The 15,255-nt window shown below is 59.5% G+C and carries 20 protein-coding genes; 10 read left to right on the top strand and 10 right to left on the bottom strand.

The genetic code is table 11. The features are described 5' to 3' along the window. Nucleotides 1-6: 6 nt before the first annotated feature. Nucleotides 7-597 (top strand): CYTH domain-containing protein, encoded by a 591-nt coding sequence (locus ACOI2T_RS25135; protein WP_421874677.1) that lies wholly within the window; start codon nucleotides 7-9, stop codon nucleotides 595-597. 53 nt (nucleotides 598-650) lie between these two features. Here ACOI2T_RS25135 and ACOI2T_RS25130 read toward each other — a convergent pair whose 3' ends face one another. The 5 genes from ACOI2T_RS25130 to ACOI2T_RS25110 all read right to left on the bottom strand — a co-directional run bounded on the left by ACOI2T_RS25130 (nucleotide 651) and on the right by ACOI2T_RS25110 (nucleotide 5,725). Beyond that, on the bottom strand, nucleotides 651-2,132 hold the full coding sequence (locus ACOI2T_RS25130) for a deoxyguanosinetriphosphate triphosphohydrolase family protein (RefSeq protein WP_421874675.1): 1,482 nt from the start codon (nucleotides 2,130-2,132) through the stop codon (nucleotides 651-653). 8 nt (nucleotides 2,133-2,140) lie between these two features. Then, nucleotides 2,141-2,368, bottom strand: coding sequence for a hypothetical protein (locus tag ACOI2T_RS25125; protein WP_421874673.1), 228 nt, complete (start codon nucleotides 2,366-2,368; stop codon nucleotides 2,141-2,143). 308 nt (nucleotides 2,369-2,676) lie between these two features. After that, a complete protein-coding gene (locus ACOI2T_RS25120) occupies nucleotides 2,677-3,675 on the bottom strand; it encodes an SIR2 family protein (protein ID WP_421874671.1) in 999 nt (332 codons plus the stop codon). Nucleotides 3,676-3,815: 140 nt separating this feature from the next. Beyond that, a complete protein-coding gene (locus ACOI2T_RS25115; RefSeq protein ID WP_421874669.1) occupies nucleotides 3,816-4,337 on the bottom strand; it encodes a hypothetical protein in 522 nt (173 codons plus the stop codon). A gap of 230 nt (nucleotides 4,338-4,567) precedes the next feature. Continuing rightward, entirely contained in the window at nucleotides 4,568-5,725 is a 1,158-nt protein-coding gene (locus ACOI2T_RS25110; RefSeq protein WP_421874667.1) for a hypothetical protein, read from the bottom strand. Between the two features lie 305 nt (nucleotides 5,726-6,030). Between ACOI2T_RS25110 and ACOI2T_RS25105 the strand changes: the two genes are divergently transcribed. Next, a complete protein-coding gene (locus ACOI2T_RS25105; protein ID WP_421874664.1) occupies nucleotides 6,031-6,282 on the top strand; it encodes a helix-turn-helix domain-containing protein in 252 nt (83 codons plus the stop codon). A gap of 21 nt (nucleotides 6,283-6,303) precedes the next feature. Here the strand turns inward: ACOI2T_RS25105 and ACOI2T_RS25100 are convergent, their stop codons facing one another. From ACOI2T_RS25100 to ACOI2T_RS25090, 3 genes are all read right to left on the bottom strand, one after another. Then, a complete protein-coding gene (locus tag ACOI2T_RS25100) occupies nucleotides 6,304-6,861 on the bottom strand; it encodes an SLOG family protein (protein WP_421874662.1) in 558 nt (185 codons plus the stop codon). 567 nt (nucleotides 6,862-7,428) lie between these two features. Then, nucleotides 7,429-7,824 carry a hypothetical protein gene (locus tag ACOI2T_RS25095; protein WP_421874659.1) on the bottom strand — a complete coding sequence of 132 codons (396 nt, stop codon included), beginning with the start codon at nucleotides 7,822-7,824 and terminating at the stop codon, nucleotides 7,429-7,431. A gap of 257 nt (nucleotides 7,825-8,081) precedes the next feature. After that, nucleotides 8,082-8,279 carry a hypothetical protein gene (locus ACOI2T_RS25090; RefSeq protein WP_421874657.1) on the bottom strand — a complete coding sequence of 66 codons (198 nt, stop codon included), beginning with the start codon at nucleotides 8,277-8,279 and terminating at the stop codon, nucleotides 8,082-8,084. A gap of 200 nt (nucleotides 8,280-8,479) precedes the next feature. Between ACOI2T_RS25090 and ACOI2T_RS25085 the strand changes: the two genes are divergently transcribed. The 3 genes from ACOI2T_RS25085 (at nucleotide 8,480) to ACOI2T_RS25075 (ending at nucleotide 10,200) form a co-directional block, all read left to right on the top strand. After that, nucleotides 8,480-9,025 (top strand): hypothetical protein, encoded by a 546-nt coding sequence (locus ACOI2T_RS25085; protein WP_421874654.1) that lies wholly within the window; start codon nucleotides 8,480-8,482, stop codon nucleotides 9,023-9,025. Between the two features lie 92 nt (nucleotides 9,026-9,117). Then, nucleotides 9,118-9,558 carry a hypothetical protein gene (locus tag ACOI2T_RS25080; protein ID WP_421874651.1) on the top strand — a complete coding sequence of 147 codons (441 nt, stop codon included), beginning with the start codon at nucleotides 9,118-9,120 and terminating at the stop codon, nucleotides 9,556-9,558. A gap of 48 nt (nucleotides 9,559-9,606) precedes the next feature. After that, nucleotides 9,607-10,200 (top strand): DUF7255 family protein, encoded by a 594-nt coding sequence (locus ACOI2T_RS25075; RefSeq protein ID WP_421874649.1) that lies wholly within the window; start codon nucleotides 9,607-9,609, stop codon nucleotides 10,198-10,200. 85 nt (nucleotides 10,201-10,285) lie between these two features. On the opposite strand, the gene ACOI2T_RS25070 is transcribed toward ACOI2T_RS25075, so the two are convergent. Next, nucleotides 10,286-10,483 (bottom strand): hypothetical protein, encoded by a 198-nt coding sequence (locus tag ACOI2T_RS25070; RefSeq protein ID WP_421874646.1) that lies wholly within the window; start codon nucleotides 10,481-10,483, stop codon nucleotides 10,286-10,288. 146 nt (nucleotides 10,484-10,629) lie between these two features. Here ACOI2T_RS25070 and ACOI2T_RS25065 point away from each other — a divergent pair, with 146 nt between their 5' ends. The 5 genes from ACOI2T_RS25065 (at nucleotide 10,630) to ACOI2T_RS25045 (ending at nucleotide 14,289) form a co-directional block, all read left to right on the top strand. Further along, complete coding sequence (locus tag ACOI2T_RS25065; RefSeq protein ID WP_421874644.1) at nucleotides 10,630-10,911, top strand: hypothetical protein; 282 nt, start codon at nucleotides 10,630-10,632, stop codon at nucleotides 10,909-10,911. Nucleotides 10,912-10,916: 5 nt separating this feature from the next. Further along, nucleotides 10,917-12,854, top strand: coding sequence for an HNH/ENDO VII family nuclease (locus ACOI2T_RS25060; protein ID WP_421874641.1), 1,938 nt, complete (start codon nucleotides 10,917-10,919; stop codon nucleotides 12,852-12,854). Nucleotides 12,855-12,875: 21 nt separating this feature from the next. Beyond that, nucleotides 12,876-13,406, top strand: a complete 531-nt coding sequence (locus tag ACOI2T_RS25055; RefSeq protein ID WP_421874638.1) for an ankyrin repeat domain-containing protein — start codon at nucleotides 12,876-12,878, stop codon at nucleotides 13,404-13,406. A 5-nt stretch (nucleotides 13,407-13,411) separates the two neighbouring features. Continuing rightward, a complete protein-coding gene (locus ACOI2T_RS25050; RefSeq protein WP_421874635.1) occupies nucleotides 13,412-13,777 on the top strand; it encodes a DUF2185 domain-containing protein in 366 nt (121 codons plus the stop codon). A 164-nt stretch (nucleotides 13,778-13,941) separates the two neighbouring features. Then, on the top strand, nucleotides 13,942-14,289 hold the full coding sequence (locus tag ACOI2T_RS25045; RefSeq protein WP_421874633.1) for a histone-like nucleoid-structuring protein Lsr2: 348 nt from the start codon (nucleotides 13,942-13,944) through the stop codon (nucleotides 14,287-14,289). Between the two features lie 365 nt (nucleotides 14,290-14,654). Here the strand turns inward: ACOI2T_RS25045 and ACOI2T_RS25040 are convergent, their stop codons facing one another. Then, nucleotides 14,655-15,233: a uracil-DNA glycosylase family protein gene (locus ACOI2T_RS25040; RefSeq protein ID WP_421874631.1), complete on the bottom strand. Its 579-nt coding sequence runs from the start codon at nucleotides 15,231-15,233 to the stop codon at nucleotides 14,655-14,657. Nucleotides 15,234-15,255 lie beyond the last annotated feature (22 nt).

Here is a 15,255-nt window from a genome sequence, read left to right as displayed (position 1 = left end):
ACAGCATTGTCCAACGCAGACCAGCCCACGTACGAACGTGAGCGCAAGTTCATTGTGGCCGATAAAACGATACTGAAGGGAGCAAGTTGGGAGCTCATCGAGCAAGGTTACGTGTGGGCAAAGGACGGATTCGCGATCCGCGCACGCGTCGTTCTTGATCCCGTTCGTGAGGGGGGGGAGCTTACTTACGTAGATAAGCTCGCCCGTATCACAGCCAAAGGGCCAAACTATGGCGATGAGCGTGAAGAGTACGAAATGTCGGTACATCTGCCGTTCGCGCGCGACATCATCAAACTGACAGATCAGATAATTCGGAAGCGTCGGTATCATATCGTCGATCAAGATTCGGAACAGACGTGGGACATCGACGAGTTCTTGGGCGACAACGAAGGATTGATAGTCGCAGAGCTCGAAGGAGCTAAAGGCGCGGGTTTGGAAGAACTTGATTCCGTTCGAGCCACGAAGATGCCCAAGTGGGCCTACCGGGAAGTAACTGGCGATTCGCGTTTTAATAACGAGAATCTTGCGGCGAATCCGGTGAGCAAATGGAAGGAAGAGGGCGATTGGAAGCCTGAATCACCCTGGGACTGGGACTAGAAGCGATGAGCGTGTCGAGACAGCTAGTGTCGTGTCGACACGCTCATCGCATACTAGAGTTTGAATGCGTATGGCGACAGCGCAATAGGGCTATCGCCGACGATTCGCTGATGTATGATTCGCGCCTGCCTGTCGGTTAACGAGCACATGAAGTCGACAGTGGCTCTTGCTAAGCGTGATTCATCGTTGCGATAGCCACTGTCCCCGAGGTCTGCGCGTAGGCTAAGGTTTGCGTACTCCACTAGCCGTGCAGGTAATACACTCTCTTTTGCTCGTCCATCAACAAACACTTTTACCGTTGTATGATGGAGATATGAGAATATTTCTCTAATAGCAACGCGCTGGCCTTGTTGCATGGTATGTATCAGCGGGTTCTCGATCACGTAGAATGCCGTAAGCGCCTTAAGGAACTCGGCAATGATCCGCGAGCGAAGAGTTACCTTGAAGCTTAAGTCATGTACATCAGTTCCGACCAGGGAGCACCCGGCTTGCAGCTGGTCGATCATCCCACTCGCGAAGCTTTGGACATTAGCATGAGATTCGCGCGTGCCCTGAAACTCGATTTTAGGGATGTACCTAAGAATGACTTTTTCAAACACGACTCCACACATTTTGCGAAGACTTGTCTCTGTTTCGTGGTTATTCTTGGATACTTCCATATTCAGCTCCGGCAAGAGCTTGTAAACTTTGTCACAGGCATAATCGAAAAGGTTATTCCACTCAGACGATCGGACTGAATGAAAATATGGCAAATAGTTGAGAGGCGTGCGTCCCGATTTAAAAAAGTCTTCTAAATCATGGACGGCATACGAAATGTCATCGGCGAAGTCCATAATCTCGGCTTCGATACAGCGGCGCGGTGGTGCGAGTTCAGAACTGGGAATTAGTCCCGTCGCCTTTAAATGATCCAGGTGTGATTTTTCGCTGCCATAGAATCCCCATTTCTTCGCGAGTTTAGGCACCTCGCTTGGGTGCTCACCTCGGAGCCATGGATACTTAGACGCAGCAGCAAGCGATCGCCAAGTTAAGTTCAATCCCAGCGGATCGCCAGCGGGCTTCCTCAAACTAAGGACTGTGACGGTTCTAAAGGACTGGGCGTTTCCCTCAAACGAGTCTGAAAGAATCGGGCGATTAGTTACGGTACCAAGGGATGCCGATTGTTCCAGTATTTCCTGGAGGACGGACTCTGCGCCATGTCCAAAGGGCGGGTGCCCGAGGTCGTGAATCAGCGCTGCAACATAACAAACTTGGGGGTCAATCGGAATGTCACGCTTCTTGATTTTCTGTGAAACCGAATAATTCCGGATCACATAGCTCGCCAAACGCTGGGCGACCTGGGCAACTTTTAGAGTGTGTGTCAATCGGTCATGAAAAACATACTCTTCTTGGGGTGGAATAACTTGGGTGACACCAGCCAACCGGCGAAACTCGGCGGAATAGAGAATGCGGTCAGCATCGACTTCGTATGGAGAACGTCCGTCGTCGTTAGGGGGAGTGTCTACAGGACGATCTTTGCCAAATGAAGGTGTTGTCATCTGACGTATCAGCGACTAGATTTTTCAAACTTGTCGTAGGCTAAATTGACAGTCGCTAGGCTGATGCCCGTCTTCCGCACCACTGCCAGCATCAGGTCCATGGGAGGCCAATCGCTGTGCTTCTTTGCCAGGTTCGCCAATTCCGCTTCTGCCGCTTTCAGTGCCTGAATTTCGTGCTGCTCGCGCTCCCGGGCCCGTTTCATGGCCGGGGTTGAATAAGGCGAGGTAATGGTCATTTCAACGACCTTTTGCGCTAGTGCCGATCCCGGCGGCGGCAAATCCAATTCGTGCCCACATTGAGGGCATTGGGAGAGCTCGTGTTGATGGGATGTCGGGGCGCGTTCCATGTACTGTTCCCATTATCACGATATCTAACCCCTTGTCAAGAGCCTGGCGAAATTTTCTGGTGCCCCCGTGGCACGAGGACGATGTTACTGGTGGTTGCCGACATCTGTGGGATCTCGGCAGGTCTGTCACCTGCTTGTACCGAAAATGCTGCGGAAACGGCAGGCCGCAACATGCTTTCATTGCGGGCCCGTGCGCGCTAAAGCGGGATGAGCGCCTCCTGCACGCTCATGGCGATACCCGTTTTTGCCGATGCTGGTACGTGCCGAAGCTGGAACGCCGGCGCTCTCCCGGCATGGGTGATCAGCCACTGCCCCGTCGACGTCTTATGCCAGTTAGTACTACGCGACACGATAATCAGGCGTTTCGGTTGTTCGGTGCGGGCCCATTGGATGAGGAGCCCATTTACGTGTGTGTCGGCGAAGGCGTACCCAACGATGATGAGCCGTGAGCACTTGGCTAGCTCGGAGCGCCAGCGCCAAAGCAGGTCCAAGTATGGGCCCCGGGTGGTGAGCTTATTGCGGCCTCCGAAAATGATTCCTGGTTCAGTCGGATTAACGGTCACGATCCGCCGTCGGTAGTGGTCCTCTGAATCCCGTTGCCAGTTCAGTGAGCCGTGAAGCTTGTGAAGTGCGATGTCGGCGGTTTCAAATATATCCGTCTCGCCGTCAATCCAGCTTTCGAGACCATCTGAAACAGTAACGCCGCTCTCGGCGCAGATCGTTTCGAGCCCTAGGTCGTAGTTCAACGTGGCAACCGCAAGCTGCTTGCGGCCATCAACAAGTGCGAAGAGATCTGCTAAGTATGAAAGTTTCGTCGTGGCTGGAACTTCCAGGAGTTCCGCAACAATCCGTGGTAGTTGGTCCCGCAGCTTTATAAGTAACGAGTTACTAGCGCTAGGGCGCATTGCGGCGACTAGGTCTGCCGCCCATTTAGACCAGTCCTCATGGATAGTGTCGATGTCTCCGATAGAGGCGTCAATGAATTTCCGCTGGAGCAGCTTCGCGACTCGTTGAGTACTTCCGATCGAGATATCGTCTGCTTCATCGACATGCCGGAGCAGTGGGTTCCACGAAGCTACGAATGGCCCGATATCTGAACTATCTCTTTCAATTAATGCATCAACAGAGTTGGCTACATCCTCAATAGTCGGCCATGTCGGCTGGCGCCCAGTTATTTGCGCGGATGCTGTGCGCATGAGACAGCCAGCATGAACGGCGTCGAAAAGGGCACGTAAGCGCACATCCTCTAGGTGGTCCCCGACCTTCTCGAGCAGCTGCGAGGACGTTGGGATGCCACCGTCCATCGATGCACCGGCCCCGAGCAACACACTAGTGGTCAAAATGGCTCCTGGATCCAGGTGCAGTCCTCATAAGCGAGGTTCTCGTTGTTGTACCGCGTATCGGCTGTGACCTCCAGATCCGCCCATTTAGGTGGAGTGATCGCGTCGATTGCCGCACGGTCAGGAGAATGAACTTCAGCGATTATTAGGCCAGCGTGCTTACCATGAAACTCGTCGAGCTCCCATGTCACCCCGCCCTCATCGAAGAAGGAACGGGTCTTGTCGATCGCATACGGCTGCCCGGTTCCCAGCAACGCTGTGAGGAGAGGGAGAGTCTGGATTTTCTCATCATCAGACATACTTTCGAAAATCGGCATTCTCATCTCAGGCCGATCCGAGCCCTTCCGGGGGCCTTTAATTGCGACTGTTTGTTTGTAATCAGTAGGTTCGTCTTCCTGACGTATTCGGAGCGACCATCCGTGTCCGAGCCGCCAGTAAACCTGATGGATTCGAACGGTTCTTGTGAACGCAAAGTTCTGCTTCTGACCAAGCCTAAACCTGCGCTCGAAGGTGCTCATCGCTCTCCTCTGTGTCCGATGCCGCATTCTAAGCATTGAAATGCTGATCGCGCTTGATCATCGTAACCACAGGGATTCGACGCCCTTCGACACTCTGAGGTAATCCTTGCAAAGCGGCAGCCGCGGTAGCTCGATTTTCGCCCTATGCTTCGGCTCACCGATTCGTGCGTTGTCGGACGGTTCATGTTGATGCGAGGCTCGGCGATCCCTGCGGATATCCTTGGTTCGATTCAGTTAGAAGTGGCGGTCGGACGTTCGAGCTGTCGGATGGCCTTCCGATGGCTAATCCAGACGAATCCGACTCCGTTGCGTGGAAAGGCCCACCCATCGAACGACACGCGAACCGACCTCTCTGGCACCGAGACTGGCGTTCGTTCCACTCGTGTTGACTTACTGCTGGCAATCAGATCGAGGACACTCACCCGCTCGATGTCGCAGTCTCCGTAGTCCAGGTCCACCTCGATGCCGCGAGTCGGCTGTTCGATGTCGATATAGAGCAGGTGCCCGCGCTCGGCGGTCACAGTGCGGTAGGTGTAGCTGAGGTTGACTGGCGATTCGTCGCCAGCTGCAGTGCCGATGCCAACCGTGTAGACCTGCCCGCCCTTGCGCTCGGTCCTGCGGATAGGCCGTTCTTCGCCGTTGACCGCGAACTGGACCACTTCGAAAGCCTCTTTGGAGTTGGCGTCGACTCCGCCCTTGGGTGTGAAATACCAAGCGCTGGTGCCGTCATACTCCTCGATCAGGTCGCGATATTCGTCTTTGTCCGAGATGCAGACGAAGCGGCGCGTATGGAATCGGGGAACGACTGTGTACTCCCAGCGCACGGTGACGACGTATAGGGATTCTGGGTCGCCGTTTGCAGAGGCGGATCCTTCGGCAGTCCCTGTCGGTGTCGCTAGGGGAGAGAGCTGGACCTCGACCCTGGCGTCATGCCAGCGTTCGGGCGCTTTGACGGCCTGGTCGCGGATGTCGTTGTAGACCTCTTCGGCGAAGCTCTTGTCGCCGAGGCGAAGTGCCAGGCTGTTGCGAATGACGTTATCGAGCGTCTCGGGATTGGATACTCGTGAGAGATCGTCGTGGCCGAAAGCGAACCCGTCGATAACGGCGTCCCGGATCGCCGGCGCGGATTCCTGAAGCACGCTCCGTAGTCGCTCGGTGTCGCGGGCTTCTTTGTCCTTGTTGATGAGGTAATCAAAGACGATCCCCACCAGGGCCAGGGTGATGAGGGTGTCGCCTATGCCGGACCAGGACACGAAGCCTAGCCACTGCAGCGCGGGGGTGCGCTGAAGTTGATCGTCGAAGACCATGAGTGCAATACCGCCGATCGCGACGGCCAGTGCGAAGAGGACGGTCTGAAGCTTGATAATGCGTTGAAGCGGGCTATGCATGAACTCACTACATTGTAGCAAGCATTGTTGTGCGTGAACAGTCGGATAATAGCTCAAAGGAAAAGGGGTGCAGCGCAATTCGCGCTACACCCCTTTTCTGATGCGCCGTGACGGATTAGCCGTCACCGCCGCCAACGAAACCATCGCCGCCGCCCATGCCGTTCACCCGCCTCCCATGGTTCGCCGTGCCACCCGATCCGGTTCTCCGGTCGGTCCGACAACCGTACGAGGAAATCTACCAGGATTCAAGGGCATGGGATTCATTGTCTCTGGATTGATAGTCATGCTACCTATGGGCTTGGGTCATGCCCGCGCCATCCCAATCGCCAATCTCGGATACGACCCGAGAATTCGGCCGCCGGGTCGCCGAACGACGGAACGAGTTGGGATTGAGTCAGGAAGCCGCTGCCGAGCGGATCGGCCTGCACTGGACCTATCTCGGTCAGGTGGAACGCGGGCGACGAAACCTGACGCTGCACAACATCATCAAGATCGCGCGTGGCCTCGAAACTGATGCGGGCAAGCTTGTAGAGGGATTGCCCTCGCCGCCTGAGTAAGCGTCGAGCGGCAGAATCGATCTACACGAGGTCCATCGGATCCACCTGGTACCCAGTGCAGCTGCAGTCATCAAAGCAGCCGTACACCTGGCAGCCGTGAGCATCGTGGTCGATCGCCGGATGCACACAGTCCGCGCAGCAAAGGGTGCGGTGATCGACCTGTGGGCCGGAATCGAGTTGGTGCTCGATGACGGGAATGCCCGCGATGCGTGCGCGGGTCATGCAGTCGATGGAACCCTTCGAAGCCGTGCTGATGAAGGCGAGGCACAGATCGGCGCCGCGGTCGACCATGCGCTGATTGCGTGCCGCGATGCCACCTATCCCGTCGGCGCGCAGGTCAACGGGGTAACTTTCCTCCAGCTGGCGCATCACCCGTTGAATCTGCGGATCGCAGCACGGCTTGTCACATACCGGATCATCGAGATAAAGCCATGCGTGAGCGAGGGCGTCAACGCCGGCTGGCAGCCCGCCGTGGACAAGCACGACCGGGCCGTGGTCTCGCACCTGCTCTGAGAGCGCACCCCAGACGAGGCGGTCATCTGGCCAGTCGCGGGCACCCGTTACCAAGATGACGCGCATGGTTGTCCATGGTGGCCGACGACGCTTTCCGCAGCAACCGAATTGCGCCGCCGCTCAGGTCGGCTACCAGAACCGGGTACGACCCGGTTCGGTGAGGTCATCGAACGCCGAGTCGTCACCAGCGGACCACTGTTGCGCCGCAGTGCGCAGCGCGATCCGGCTGCGCTGCCGGACGCGGCGGTTTGATCGGCGAAAGTCCCAGCCTGCGTGGCACATCCAGCATGAGCAGATGGCGGTGCCGGTATAGCGAAACGACCAGTGGCACTTCGTGGCTGGTCGGTGTGTTAGCCGTTCGACCGACGGGCGCTCGGGAAGATCGCAGTGGTCATGGGCGGACGCATGATGCGCCTCGACAGCGAGTTCGCCGCGTAAGAGACGAATCCAAAGTGGGCGTGGGCATCGGTACGAGACAAGGCAAAGCCTCCGGGGACAAGGCCCCTGCCCGTTACCCCCGGATGAGGACGAACAGGGGCCGCGGTGTCTCCACCGAGTCCCGTGGCCTGCGCCGCCCCATGTTCATGTCTGCGAACTTACCGCCGAGCACTGACACCACGCCAGCAGTTTCACCTACCCGTTGATCGCCGGACGGCGGTCAACGACGCGCTCTGATGCGACGTGGCGGGTGCGCAGGCTGTTCACTACGTCAGCGACCCACTCCGCATCGGCCGGCGCCACCGAGACGCGGATATTCAGTCCCGCATAGTGTCCGGCACCGATGACAGCTTTGGCGGCGTCGCTGATCACTGAAGTGAACTCGTCGGTCTGCACCTGGTCGTAGAACTCCGGCGGCACCTCCAGGACGGCCTCGTACTGCCCACCGTCCCAATTGTCGACGTGCTCGGGGTGGTACACGGACAATGCAACGATGGCCGCTGCCTGCGGTTCACCTCGGGCTTGCAGAAGCCGCGCGATTGCGTGGCGGTCGGCTTCGGACGGATCGGCATGGTCTGGCCAAGCAGACATGAGCGGCTCCTCTCCTCTTGTGGGCCTGCGAGCATGACACGGCGGTCTGACAAGCCGAGCTGATCGGGATCGGCCTGCGCTGGGGGATCGCTTGGGCCCCGCTGAAGGCCGCCAGCCATGATTCGGCACCTGCGCGGAAATGTGTCCGCTGTCATCACCCAGCTGCCCACGGCGAAAGCTCGCCGTTCCTGGCCTTGGCGCGATGTGGCCGAACTGGGCTCGGCGGAAGGTCGTGTACTGCGCCATCCCGAGATGTGTCAGTGGGGAGCGGTAGCGTCGATGTTGAGCGAAAACCAACACGACGACACGCGGGAGGTGATGAAAATGGCAGGACGAAAGACAAGCGCGAAAGCGGCAAAGGCGGCTTCGAAGGTGCTGAGGAGTTCCGGCACGAGCAAGGCGTCGAAGACCGCCGCCGCGTCCGCGCTGAGCCAGCGCGCGCCGAAGGCGGGCAAATGTAAGTAGCAAGGCTCGCTGGCGAAAGTCGCTGCAGCAGAATCGCTCGGCGTCCGCTGCTACGTGCAATCCGCCCGCTTATGGCCCCTTCTCTGCAGGTGGGCAGCATTCGAAGCGCTGCAGGTTCAGCGACGGTGCGCTAGGTTTTCGTGCCAGGTGCACTGTCCGGTTTCAACTAATTAGGGTATCCTAAGTGCAGATGGAACGGCGTCCTCAGCAAGCGGCCAACGATGAAACGCCGCTCCCTGAGCGGGAGCGCCATCTTCGCGTGGTCGGCGAGGCAGCCATGCACTCCACCGACGTCGTACCCCTGCCCTTGCCTGACCTTTCCGTCACGAGCGAGATGGAGCGTCGGCTCAACTGGCCGACGCACCGCGTCGCGATTCAGATGTGGGTCAGTTCCGACACACAGTCGCATCCGCGGGTTCTGTACCGCGTTTCGGAGCGGTTGCGCGGCCGGCATTCGGCAAGCTGGTTCATTCCCCCGAACGGAGTCCGCATCCATTTTTCACTGGGCGACTGGGAAGGCAACCTCGATGAAGCCATCGGCAGTTTCACCGAAGAACTCGGGGAACTGCTGGGCGCGGATCCCAGTTACACGCGGTGCGATCGGATACCGGTCGATATCCCGGCCGCGTTGGCGAAAGCGCGTGAGTTAGGTATCGAGGCCGCAGAAATGTTCGTGGCTGGTGGGTCTCCTGTTGCCGCTGGAGCGCCTGAGGCGACCGACCTTACTTCAAAGTAACAATTCGGCATCTCAAACTGCCCTGACCTGCGGTGACGTCGTATGCTCATCGTGTCCGGCGCGTAACACTGCTACGTCGGGAGGCGGGCACCATGGAACAACCACCCCCTCGGGGATTCGGCTCTCACTCCGATGCTTACCAGGCCATCCTCCAACAACTTTCCGCTCTGGGGCGAGTCGTGGCGTACCTCAGCGAGCAGGGCGGTCCAGGTGGTCCTGCCGCTCCGCCGCCCGGTGATGAATCTTCTGGCAACCCGAACCCCGTCGTATTGCGCGACGGGGTTCGTGTTTTAGACATGCTCTTCGATGACCAGATCACGGCCGCCTCGACGGGTAGCGCCGACGTGCGTGCAGAATCGGTTGATGGCATCGCCCTTCGTGATGTTTTTCGAGAGGGCCAGTTTCCGACGAGTGTGGTGAAAACGATGGTCGCGATGGCCGTGAGGGACCAGCGCGGCGAGCTGCGACTGCCGTTCGAGAGCCGCGAAGCCGCGATGGGGTTCATCGACGCGCTGATGGCAAAGAAGCGGTAGCCGAGCGGAACGGCTGCCGCGAAGCACTGCGGCTGACACAATGTGGGCGTGCCGGTTGGCGAGACGCAGCGAATGTTCGCAGAGGCCGCGGCGGACGACGGTATCGAGTTATCAGGCCAATCGGTCGACTGGCTCACTCAGCGCGGCCACCTCGGGCTACCTACTGACCAGGAACGCCGTCCCATCGTCGAGGTGCTCGAACGCATCTATCTCGCACTGGGTGGTGATCTCGCGGTGCTTGACACCGCCCGCCCCACTCGACTCCGTGGCGACTTCATCCATGCAGCGACTCAGACGTTGATCGAAGTCGATGAGTCACAACACTTCACGTCATTCCGATTGCAGACACTGGAGTTGTACCCGCCGGAGACACCGCTCGGTTTCGGCCTCCAGGAATACAAAGAGCTATGCCGAAAATGGCAGCGCCAGTCTGATGGCTACTTTCGCACCAAAGCTGCGCGTGGCTTCGGCACCGGAGGCAGGCAGCGCCAGCGCGCCTACTACGACGCGCTCCGCGACCTCGCGACACCGGCGATGGGCTATCCACCACTGATCCGCATTGAAGCGGCCGATCGAGATCCTGCCGATGCATACCGCCGTCACCGTGGATCGCTGAGGGCCACACTCAAGCTCGATCCGTAGGGCTTGCCCCGTCGGCGTGTGTCGAGGTGTGAGCACTGTCTGCAACGCCCTTTGAAATGACAGACCCGGCTGCAAGTGGTCTCCGTCAGTTGGCGGCCAGGCGTAGTTCGAGCCCCACGATGGCCAGCGCATCGAGCATGCGCCTGCCCTCCTCGTCTCGGCTCACGGCGGCGAGACGTTCGGCCATTATCTCGTCGGGGTAGCAGCCGGCGTCGAGGTGCGAAACGAAATCCATCGAGTACGGCGGTTCGAACTCGATCGGCGGTATCGGCTGGTCGTACATTCCTCGATTGTGACCGGGTTGGAGATCCACTCGGCGCACGCTTTGCGTCGTCGGCAAACTGGAGAAGCGGCGGACATTTTCCTGCGCATCGCACCTCACGACGTCCGGTAGCGTGCTCGGTAGGCATACGTCGGGTTGGAGGGGCCATGGCGGACGAACTTGAAGTCGACAGCAGTGGGCTGCGGACGGCCGCGTTCGATAGCGAGCAGATTGCCGCGGACGTGCTGGCGGATGGCGCCGAGGCCGGGCCTGTCGGCGCTCGGCCGAGCGGCACGGGTATCGCAGCGCTGGATGCTGCCGCCGCCGCAGTGCGCCAGCGCCAAGCGACCAGGATCACGGGGCAGTCCGGAGATGTGTCAGCGGCCAGCCACAGTTACGACGAGACAGACGGGGGCAGCGCCGAGGCCATCACCTCGGTGTCAGTGTGAGCCCAGTGGCCGCACCGGGCACCGGGGCGGCCGTGCCGACCCGTTCCCAGGTGCAGGACTGGGACACCAAGGATCTTGACGCTGCAGCCACGCGGTGGCGGGCTGCTGCTGCGACCGGTGAGACTGCCTTCGAATCGCATCGGCAGAACATTCTGCATCCCGGCGGCACGACCTGGGCGGGTGACGCGAAAGATGCCGCTCTCGACCGGGTGACCGCCGATCTGGCAGTAGCGCGCCACCACGGCGATGTGCAGCGAGAAGGTGCCGAGATCGCCGCCCAGGGTGCGCAGGACATCGCGGGTGCGCGCAGCCGGGTGCTCGACGCAATCGCGGAAGCTGAAGCCGACGGCTTCACTGTCGGCGAGGATTTGTCGGTTACGGACACCCGCGCATACGACGTGGAGACCGCCGCTGCACGAGCGACCGCTGCAGCAGAGCACGCCGAGTACATCCGCTGGCGCGCTGAGCAACTCGCGGCCACCGATGCGCTTGTCGGACAACGGCTTCAGGACAAGGCCGCCGAGCTGGAAGGCATTCGCTTCGAAGGCGAGGCTTCAGCCGACGGCCGTGACCCCACGATTCAGCTTGTCGACAATAAAACCGAAGCCGCTGGCCCGGACTCCGACGAGCCCGGCAAGACCTGGCAGGACATGCTGCTGCCCCCGGAGTCAATAACGGAGGAAGTCGGAGACACCGGCACGGAACCTGCCACCGCCGCCGATGAGGCCAAGAGCCCGTTGGATGAGCTCCTCGTTCCAGAGAAGACCACCGACCCTGACCAGCCCGAGAACCTCAACGAAGCGTTGGACGAGGTCGCCGGGCAACCAGTTCCTGCTGCCACCGGACCTCGTCTTGATCCGGCCAAAGTCGAGGAGTTCAAGGCGACTGCCCGAAAGCTGATGCAGCAGGACGGCGTGCCGGCCGATCAGATCGAGCAGCGTCTCAACGACATGGTGACCAACGCCCAGAAACCGCTCGTGCCCTACTCTCCACCCGAAGCGCCGCCCTTGGACCGTCCCACCTTTGGTGAAGGCGTCGGTAATCGGTTGCGCGAAATCGAGGACAGCGTCGACAATCTCGCCGGGCAGAACGGGTGGGACACGTTCAAGGAGTCGTGGGAGAACGTCGGTACCGGCCTTGCCGAGACGGCATTGGATCCGTACGGCACGGCGGCACGAACCGCCGTTGAGGAAGCTGAGATGGCCCGCCGCTACCCCGAGTATTGGCTCGGTGGGAAAGCGGTCGACGTCGGCGCTACCGCGGCGACATTGCCGTTCGGTGCGGAAGGCGCGGCCGCAGCGCGTCTGGGCGCACTCGACGATGTCGCACGCAGTGGCATTCCGCATGAGGTGATCGATGTTCCTCGGACAGCACACAACCCGACGCCGATTTTCGATCAGTCCACACCTGCCCTGCATCCTGGCTCGCTCGACAATCCTGTCGCTACCGGGTCCGGCGGAGATCACAGTTCGCCGCCGACTGGGCATCTACCGCTCCAGGGAGAGCCTGGCTCCTTTGGCTACGACGCCAGCGGCGACCGCCTTCCGTATGCGAACAGTCGGCCTGACTTCGCACCCGGGCAAGTGGCAAGCGTCTGGGACCTCTCACGCGATGAGCAACTGTTCGATATACGTGACAGCAGAGTCGGACTGCCCGAGCCAGGGCCGAATCAACAATGGGTTCGCCTGCATCCCGACGGTCCGATTGGTGAGGATTGGATCATCGAAGATGGCCACCGTCTCATCGAATGGCAGCCTGGAGATCCACGAAAAGGGTTGTGGGATATGGGGCATGTCGAAGGTGGGGAGTACCGTTTCCTCCGCGAAGACTATCTGAGCGGTGTCACAACCTACGAGGAATTCCTTGAAACGTTCCGCGATCCCGCGCAATATCGAGTGCAGGACCCGTTCAGGAACCGATCGCATATCGACGAGGGGCCGTGAGAGTGAGAAGGACGGGATGAAGTGAGTCTGCAGTACCAAGCTCAGTCAGGGTCCTATGACGACTTCATGGGGGAGTACTCGCCAGCTGACGCGACTCGCCTCGCCGCAGGTGGCAGATCACTGCTATTCAAATCCGTTGCGAACAAGGACATCGACGCCCGGGTGGCGATTACCAACCAACTCCTTGACGACGGTGCTGATCCATCGATTGTTTCGAACGGGATCAATGTGCTGCATGTCCTGTTTGGCTCTCGCTATCACGATGCAGCGAAGGAAGCGCCGATGCTGCGCCGCCTAATCGAAGGCGGAGCCGACATTAATCAGGATTCGAAGCGTTCGGGGCCACCGCTTGCGGTTCTCATCCAGCACGGGCCGAGGCCCGAAACTGCATGTGAGCCGTTCTACGACGTCATCTTCGCGCAGCCGAACCTTGACCTAAATGCACCGTACGAAAAAGGGACCCTCCACGAACTCATCTTCGATTCGGTGTGGAATCTCCCCCTGCTACGCGAGCGGGTACGCGCCTATGAAATCGCAGTAGGGACGAGCTAGTAACCGTGAGCGACTATATCGAATTTATCCCCAAGGCTGGGGTGTGCCTGGCTACCAGGAACGTCATGGAGCGTCGAGGTGTGGTGCGCTGGATGGTGCGGCACCCGTCCCAGCGGCCAGCAGACAACGGCTGGCGAATCATGAGTCATATCGACACAAGTGAGTACCTCGACGTGCCGACTAACTGGCAGATCGTGGACTTTAACGAGGTCTGCTACATCGAACCGGCGCTTATTGGAATCTATGACTTCCCCGTTGGCTCAGACCTTCAGATCGTTCGCGATGACGAAGGAATCCACATCGTCGAGACGGCGTCAGGGCGCGAGATCCCGCACGAGAACTTCTACGTACCGCCACAGTTTCGAGCGTAGTCACGCGTGGCGTCGGCTCGTGGCCGCATAAGTTTTGGCTAAGGATAGGAATATCTCGAGACTATCGTTATGCGTCGACCGTGAGGCTTTGGCTAGGTGTTCGGAACCGTCGGTATCGTTTAGTGGTAGCGTGTCCGTGCACGTTCTAATAGATGAGGAATACCATGGCTGAGCGCATTGTCCGCCAACTTATTGACGATATCGACGGCTCTGAAATCTCCGATGGTGGTGGTGAACGTATCGAGTTCTCGCTGCGCGGCGTTCAGTACCAGATCGACTTGTCGAGTGCGAATGCTGCCAAGCTCGATAAGGCGCTAAAGCCGTATGTCGATGCTGCAGCGAAGGTGCGCGGCGGCGGTGCCCGGCGAGTGAAATCGACTGGCGCCAAGGCAGTTAGCTCGAAGGAACAACTCTCTGCGATTCGTGAGTGGGCCCGTAACAGTGGTTATGATGTGGCTGACCGGGGGCGCGTCAAAGCGGAGATCGTTGAGGCATTTGAGGCCGCGCATTAGCCATAGCTGGTGAGTATGAAATCGATCGATGAGTGGTGGCCACTTCTTCATGAAGAAGTTCGCCGTTGGATCGTAAATAATTTGTGGTCGTCGCTCCCTGAGTATTCGCTGTTCGAAATTGAGCGGCTAGGCGGACCGTCCAGCGCTGACGACTATTGGAAGCATCAAGACCGCGAGATCTACTTACCCGGCGAAGCGGTGCAGTGGATCGCGCGTTCTTCAGATTTCAATCGACTCAACATCCCGAAGGAGCCAGATCCCCGCGCGGCATACTTCCGGCGGGGATGGCCTCGGCGCCAGCCCTAGCAGGGGCTTGCCGTTCGACGGTGACGGCAACCTCGCACGAGGACGAACAGCTGCACTGCTCAATCGGCGGAGATCATCGCGGCCACTCGGGCGTAGGCCGCAGTCTGTTTGTTGATTCGCGCTTGGCGTTCTGTGGGGTTCGGAGTCCACAGCGCTTGCCTGCCCGGATGAATGCTCTCGACGGCTTCGATGCCTCGCTCCTGCGGGAGCGTCGGTGACAGCTTGAGCATGCGGTGCCACACATCGACGGCGTGGGTGCCTTGAAGTAGTACGACGCAGCACGTTGGCACCAGGTCAAGGAGCTGCAGGAGCACGGCTGCGCCGGCATTGAGCTCACCCGCCTTCGGCGCGCGGTTGACATACCAGGGATATGCGTTCCACGGCAGGACTTTTCGGGGTGAAATGCCGTGCTGCTCAAACAGCTGTAGTTGGCGCTCGGCCGTCGGGTCGTCGTTCTCGATGCAGAGAAACCCTGAGCCGCTGCCGAGTTGCGTCTTCGGGCCAGGGTCGCGGAGGACCGAGAGCACTTGCGCATCGATCCCGCCGTGCATCGGTGCGACCTCGGGCAACCAGAGGTTGTTCGCCACATCCCGCAGGTCAGCGACGAATTGATTGATCGGCGCGATATGTGAGTCCATGCGGTGGTGTTGCTGGTGGAGT

The organism is Mycolicibacterium wolinskyi str. Jessa 2025, from assembly GCF_049241375.1.
GTDB lineage: Bacteria > Actinomycetota > Actinomycetes > Mycobacteriales > Mycobacteriaceae > Mycobacterium > Mycobacterium wolinskyi.
The sequence above is the reverse complement of the archived record's forward strand: the minus strand, read 5'-3'. Positions and strand labels throughout refer to the sequence as shown.

What these genes read in the sequence shown, in the direction of transcription:
- ACOI2T_RS25095 (WP_421874659.1), bottom strand. Translation starts at nt 7,824, where the DNA reads ATGTCTGCTTGGCCAGACCATGCCGATCCGTCCGAAGCCGACCGCCAC.
- ACOI2T_RS25045 (WP_421874633.1), top strand. Translation starts at nt 13,942, where the DNA reads ATGGCTGAGCGCATTGTCCGCCAACTTATTGACGATATCGACGGCTCT.
- ACOI2T_RS25125 (WP_421874673.1), bottom strand. Translation starts at nt 2,368, where the DNA reads ATGACCATTACCTCGCCTTATTCAACCCCGGCCATGAAACGGGCCCGG.
- ACOI2T_RS25130 (WP_421874675.1), bottom strand. Translation starts at nt 2,132, where the DNA reads ATGACAACACCTTCATTTGGCAAAGATCGTCCTGTAGACACTCCCCCT.
- ACOI2T_RS25080 (WP_421874651.1), top strand. Translation starts at nt 9,118, where the DNA reads ATGGAACAACCACCCCCTCGGGGATTCGGCTCTCACTCCGATGCTTAC.
- ACOI2T_RS25120 (WP_421874671.1), bottom strand. Translation starts at nt 3,675, where the DNA reads ATGCGCACAGCATCCGCGCAAATAACTGGGCGCCAGCCGACATGGCCG.
- ACOI2T_RS25070 (WP_421874646.1), bottom strand. Translation starts at nt 10,483, where the DNA reads ATGTACGACCAGCCGATACCGCCGATCGAGTTCGAACCGCCGTACTCG.
- ACOI2T_RS25085 (WP_421874654.1), top strand. Translation starts at nt 8,480, where the DNA reads ATGGAACGGCGTCCTCAGCAAGCGGCCAACGATGAAACGCCGCTCCCT.
- ACOI2T_RS25110 (WP_421874667.1), bottom strand. Translation starts at nt 5,725, where the DNA reads ATGCATAGCCCGCTTCAACGCATTATCAAGCTTCAGACCGTCCTCTTC.
- ACOI2T_RS25040 (WP_421874631.1), bottom strand. Translation starts at nt 15,233, where the DNA reads ATGGACTCACATATCGCGCCGATCAATCAATTCGTCGCTGACCTGCGG.
- ACOI2T_RS25065 (WP_421874644.1), top strand. Translation starts at nt 10,630, where the DNA reads ATGGCGGACGAACTTGAAGTCGACAGCAGTGGGCTGCGGACGGCCGCG.
- ACOI2T_RS25115 (WP_421874669.1), bottom strand. Translation starts at nt 4,337, where the DNA reads ATGAGCACCTTCGAGCGCAGGTTTAGGCTTGGTCAGAAGCAGAACTTT.
- ACOI2T_RS25105 (WP_421874664.1), top strand. Translation starts at nt 6,031, where the DNA reads ATGCCCGCGCCATCCCAATCGCCAATCTCGGATACGACCCGAGAATTC.
- ACOI2T_RS25100 (WP_421874662.1), bottom strand. Translation starts at nt 6,861, where the DNA reads ATGCGCGTCATCTTGGTAACGGGTGCCCGCGACTGGCCAGATGACCGC.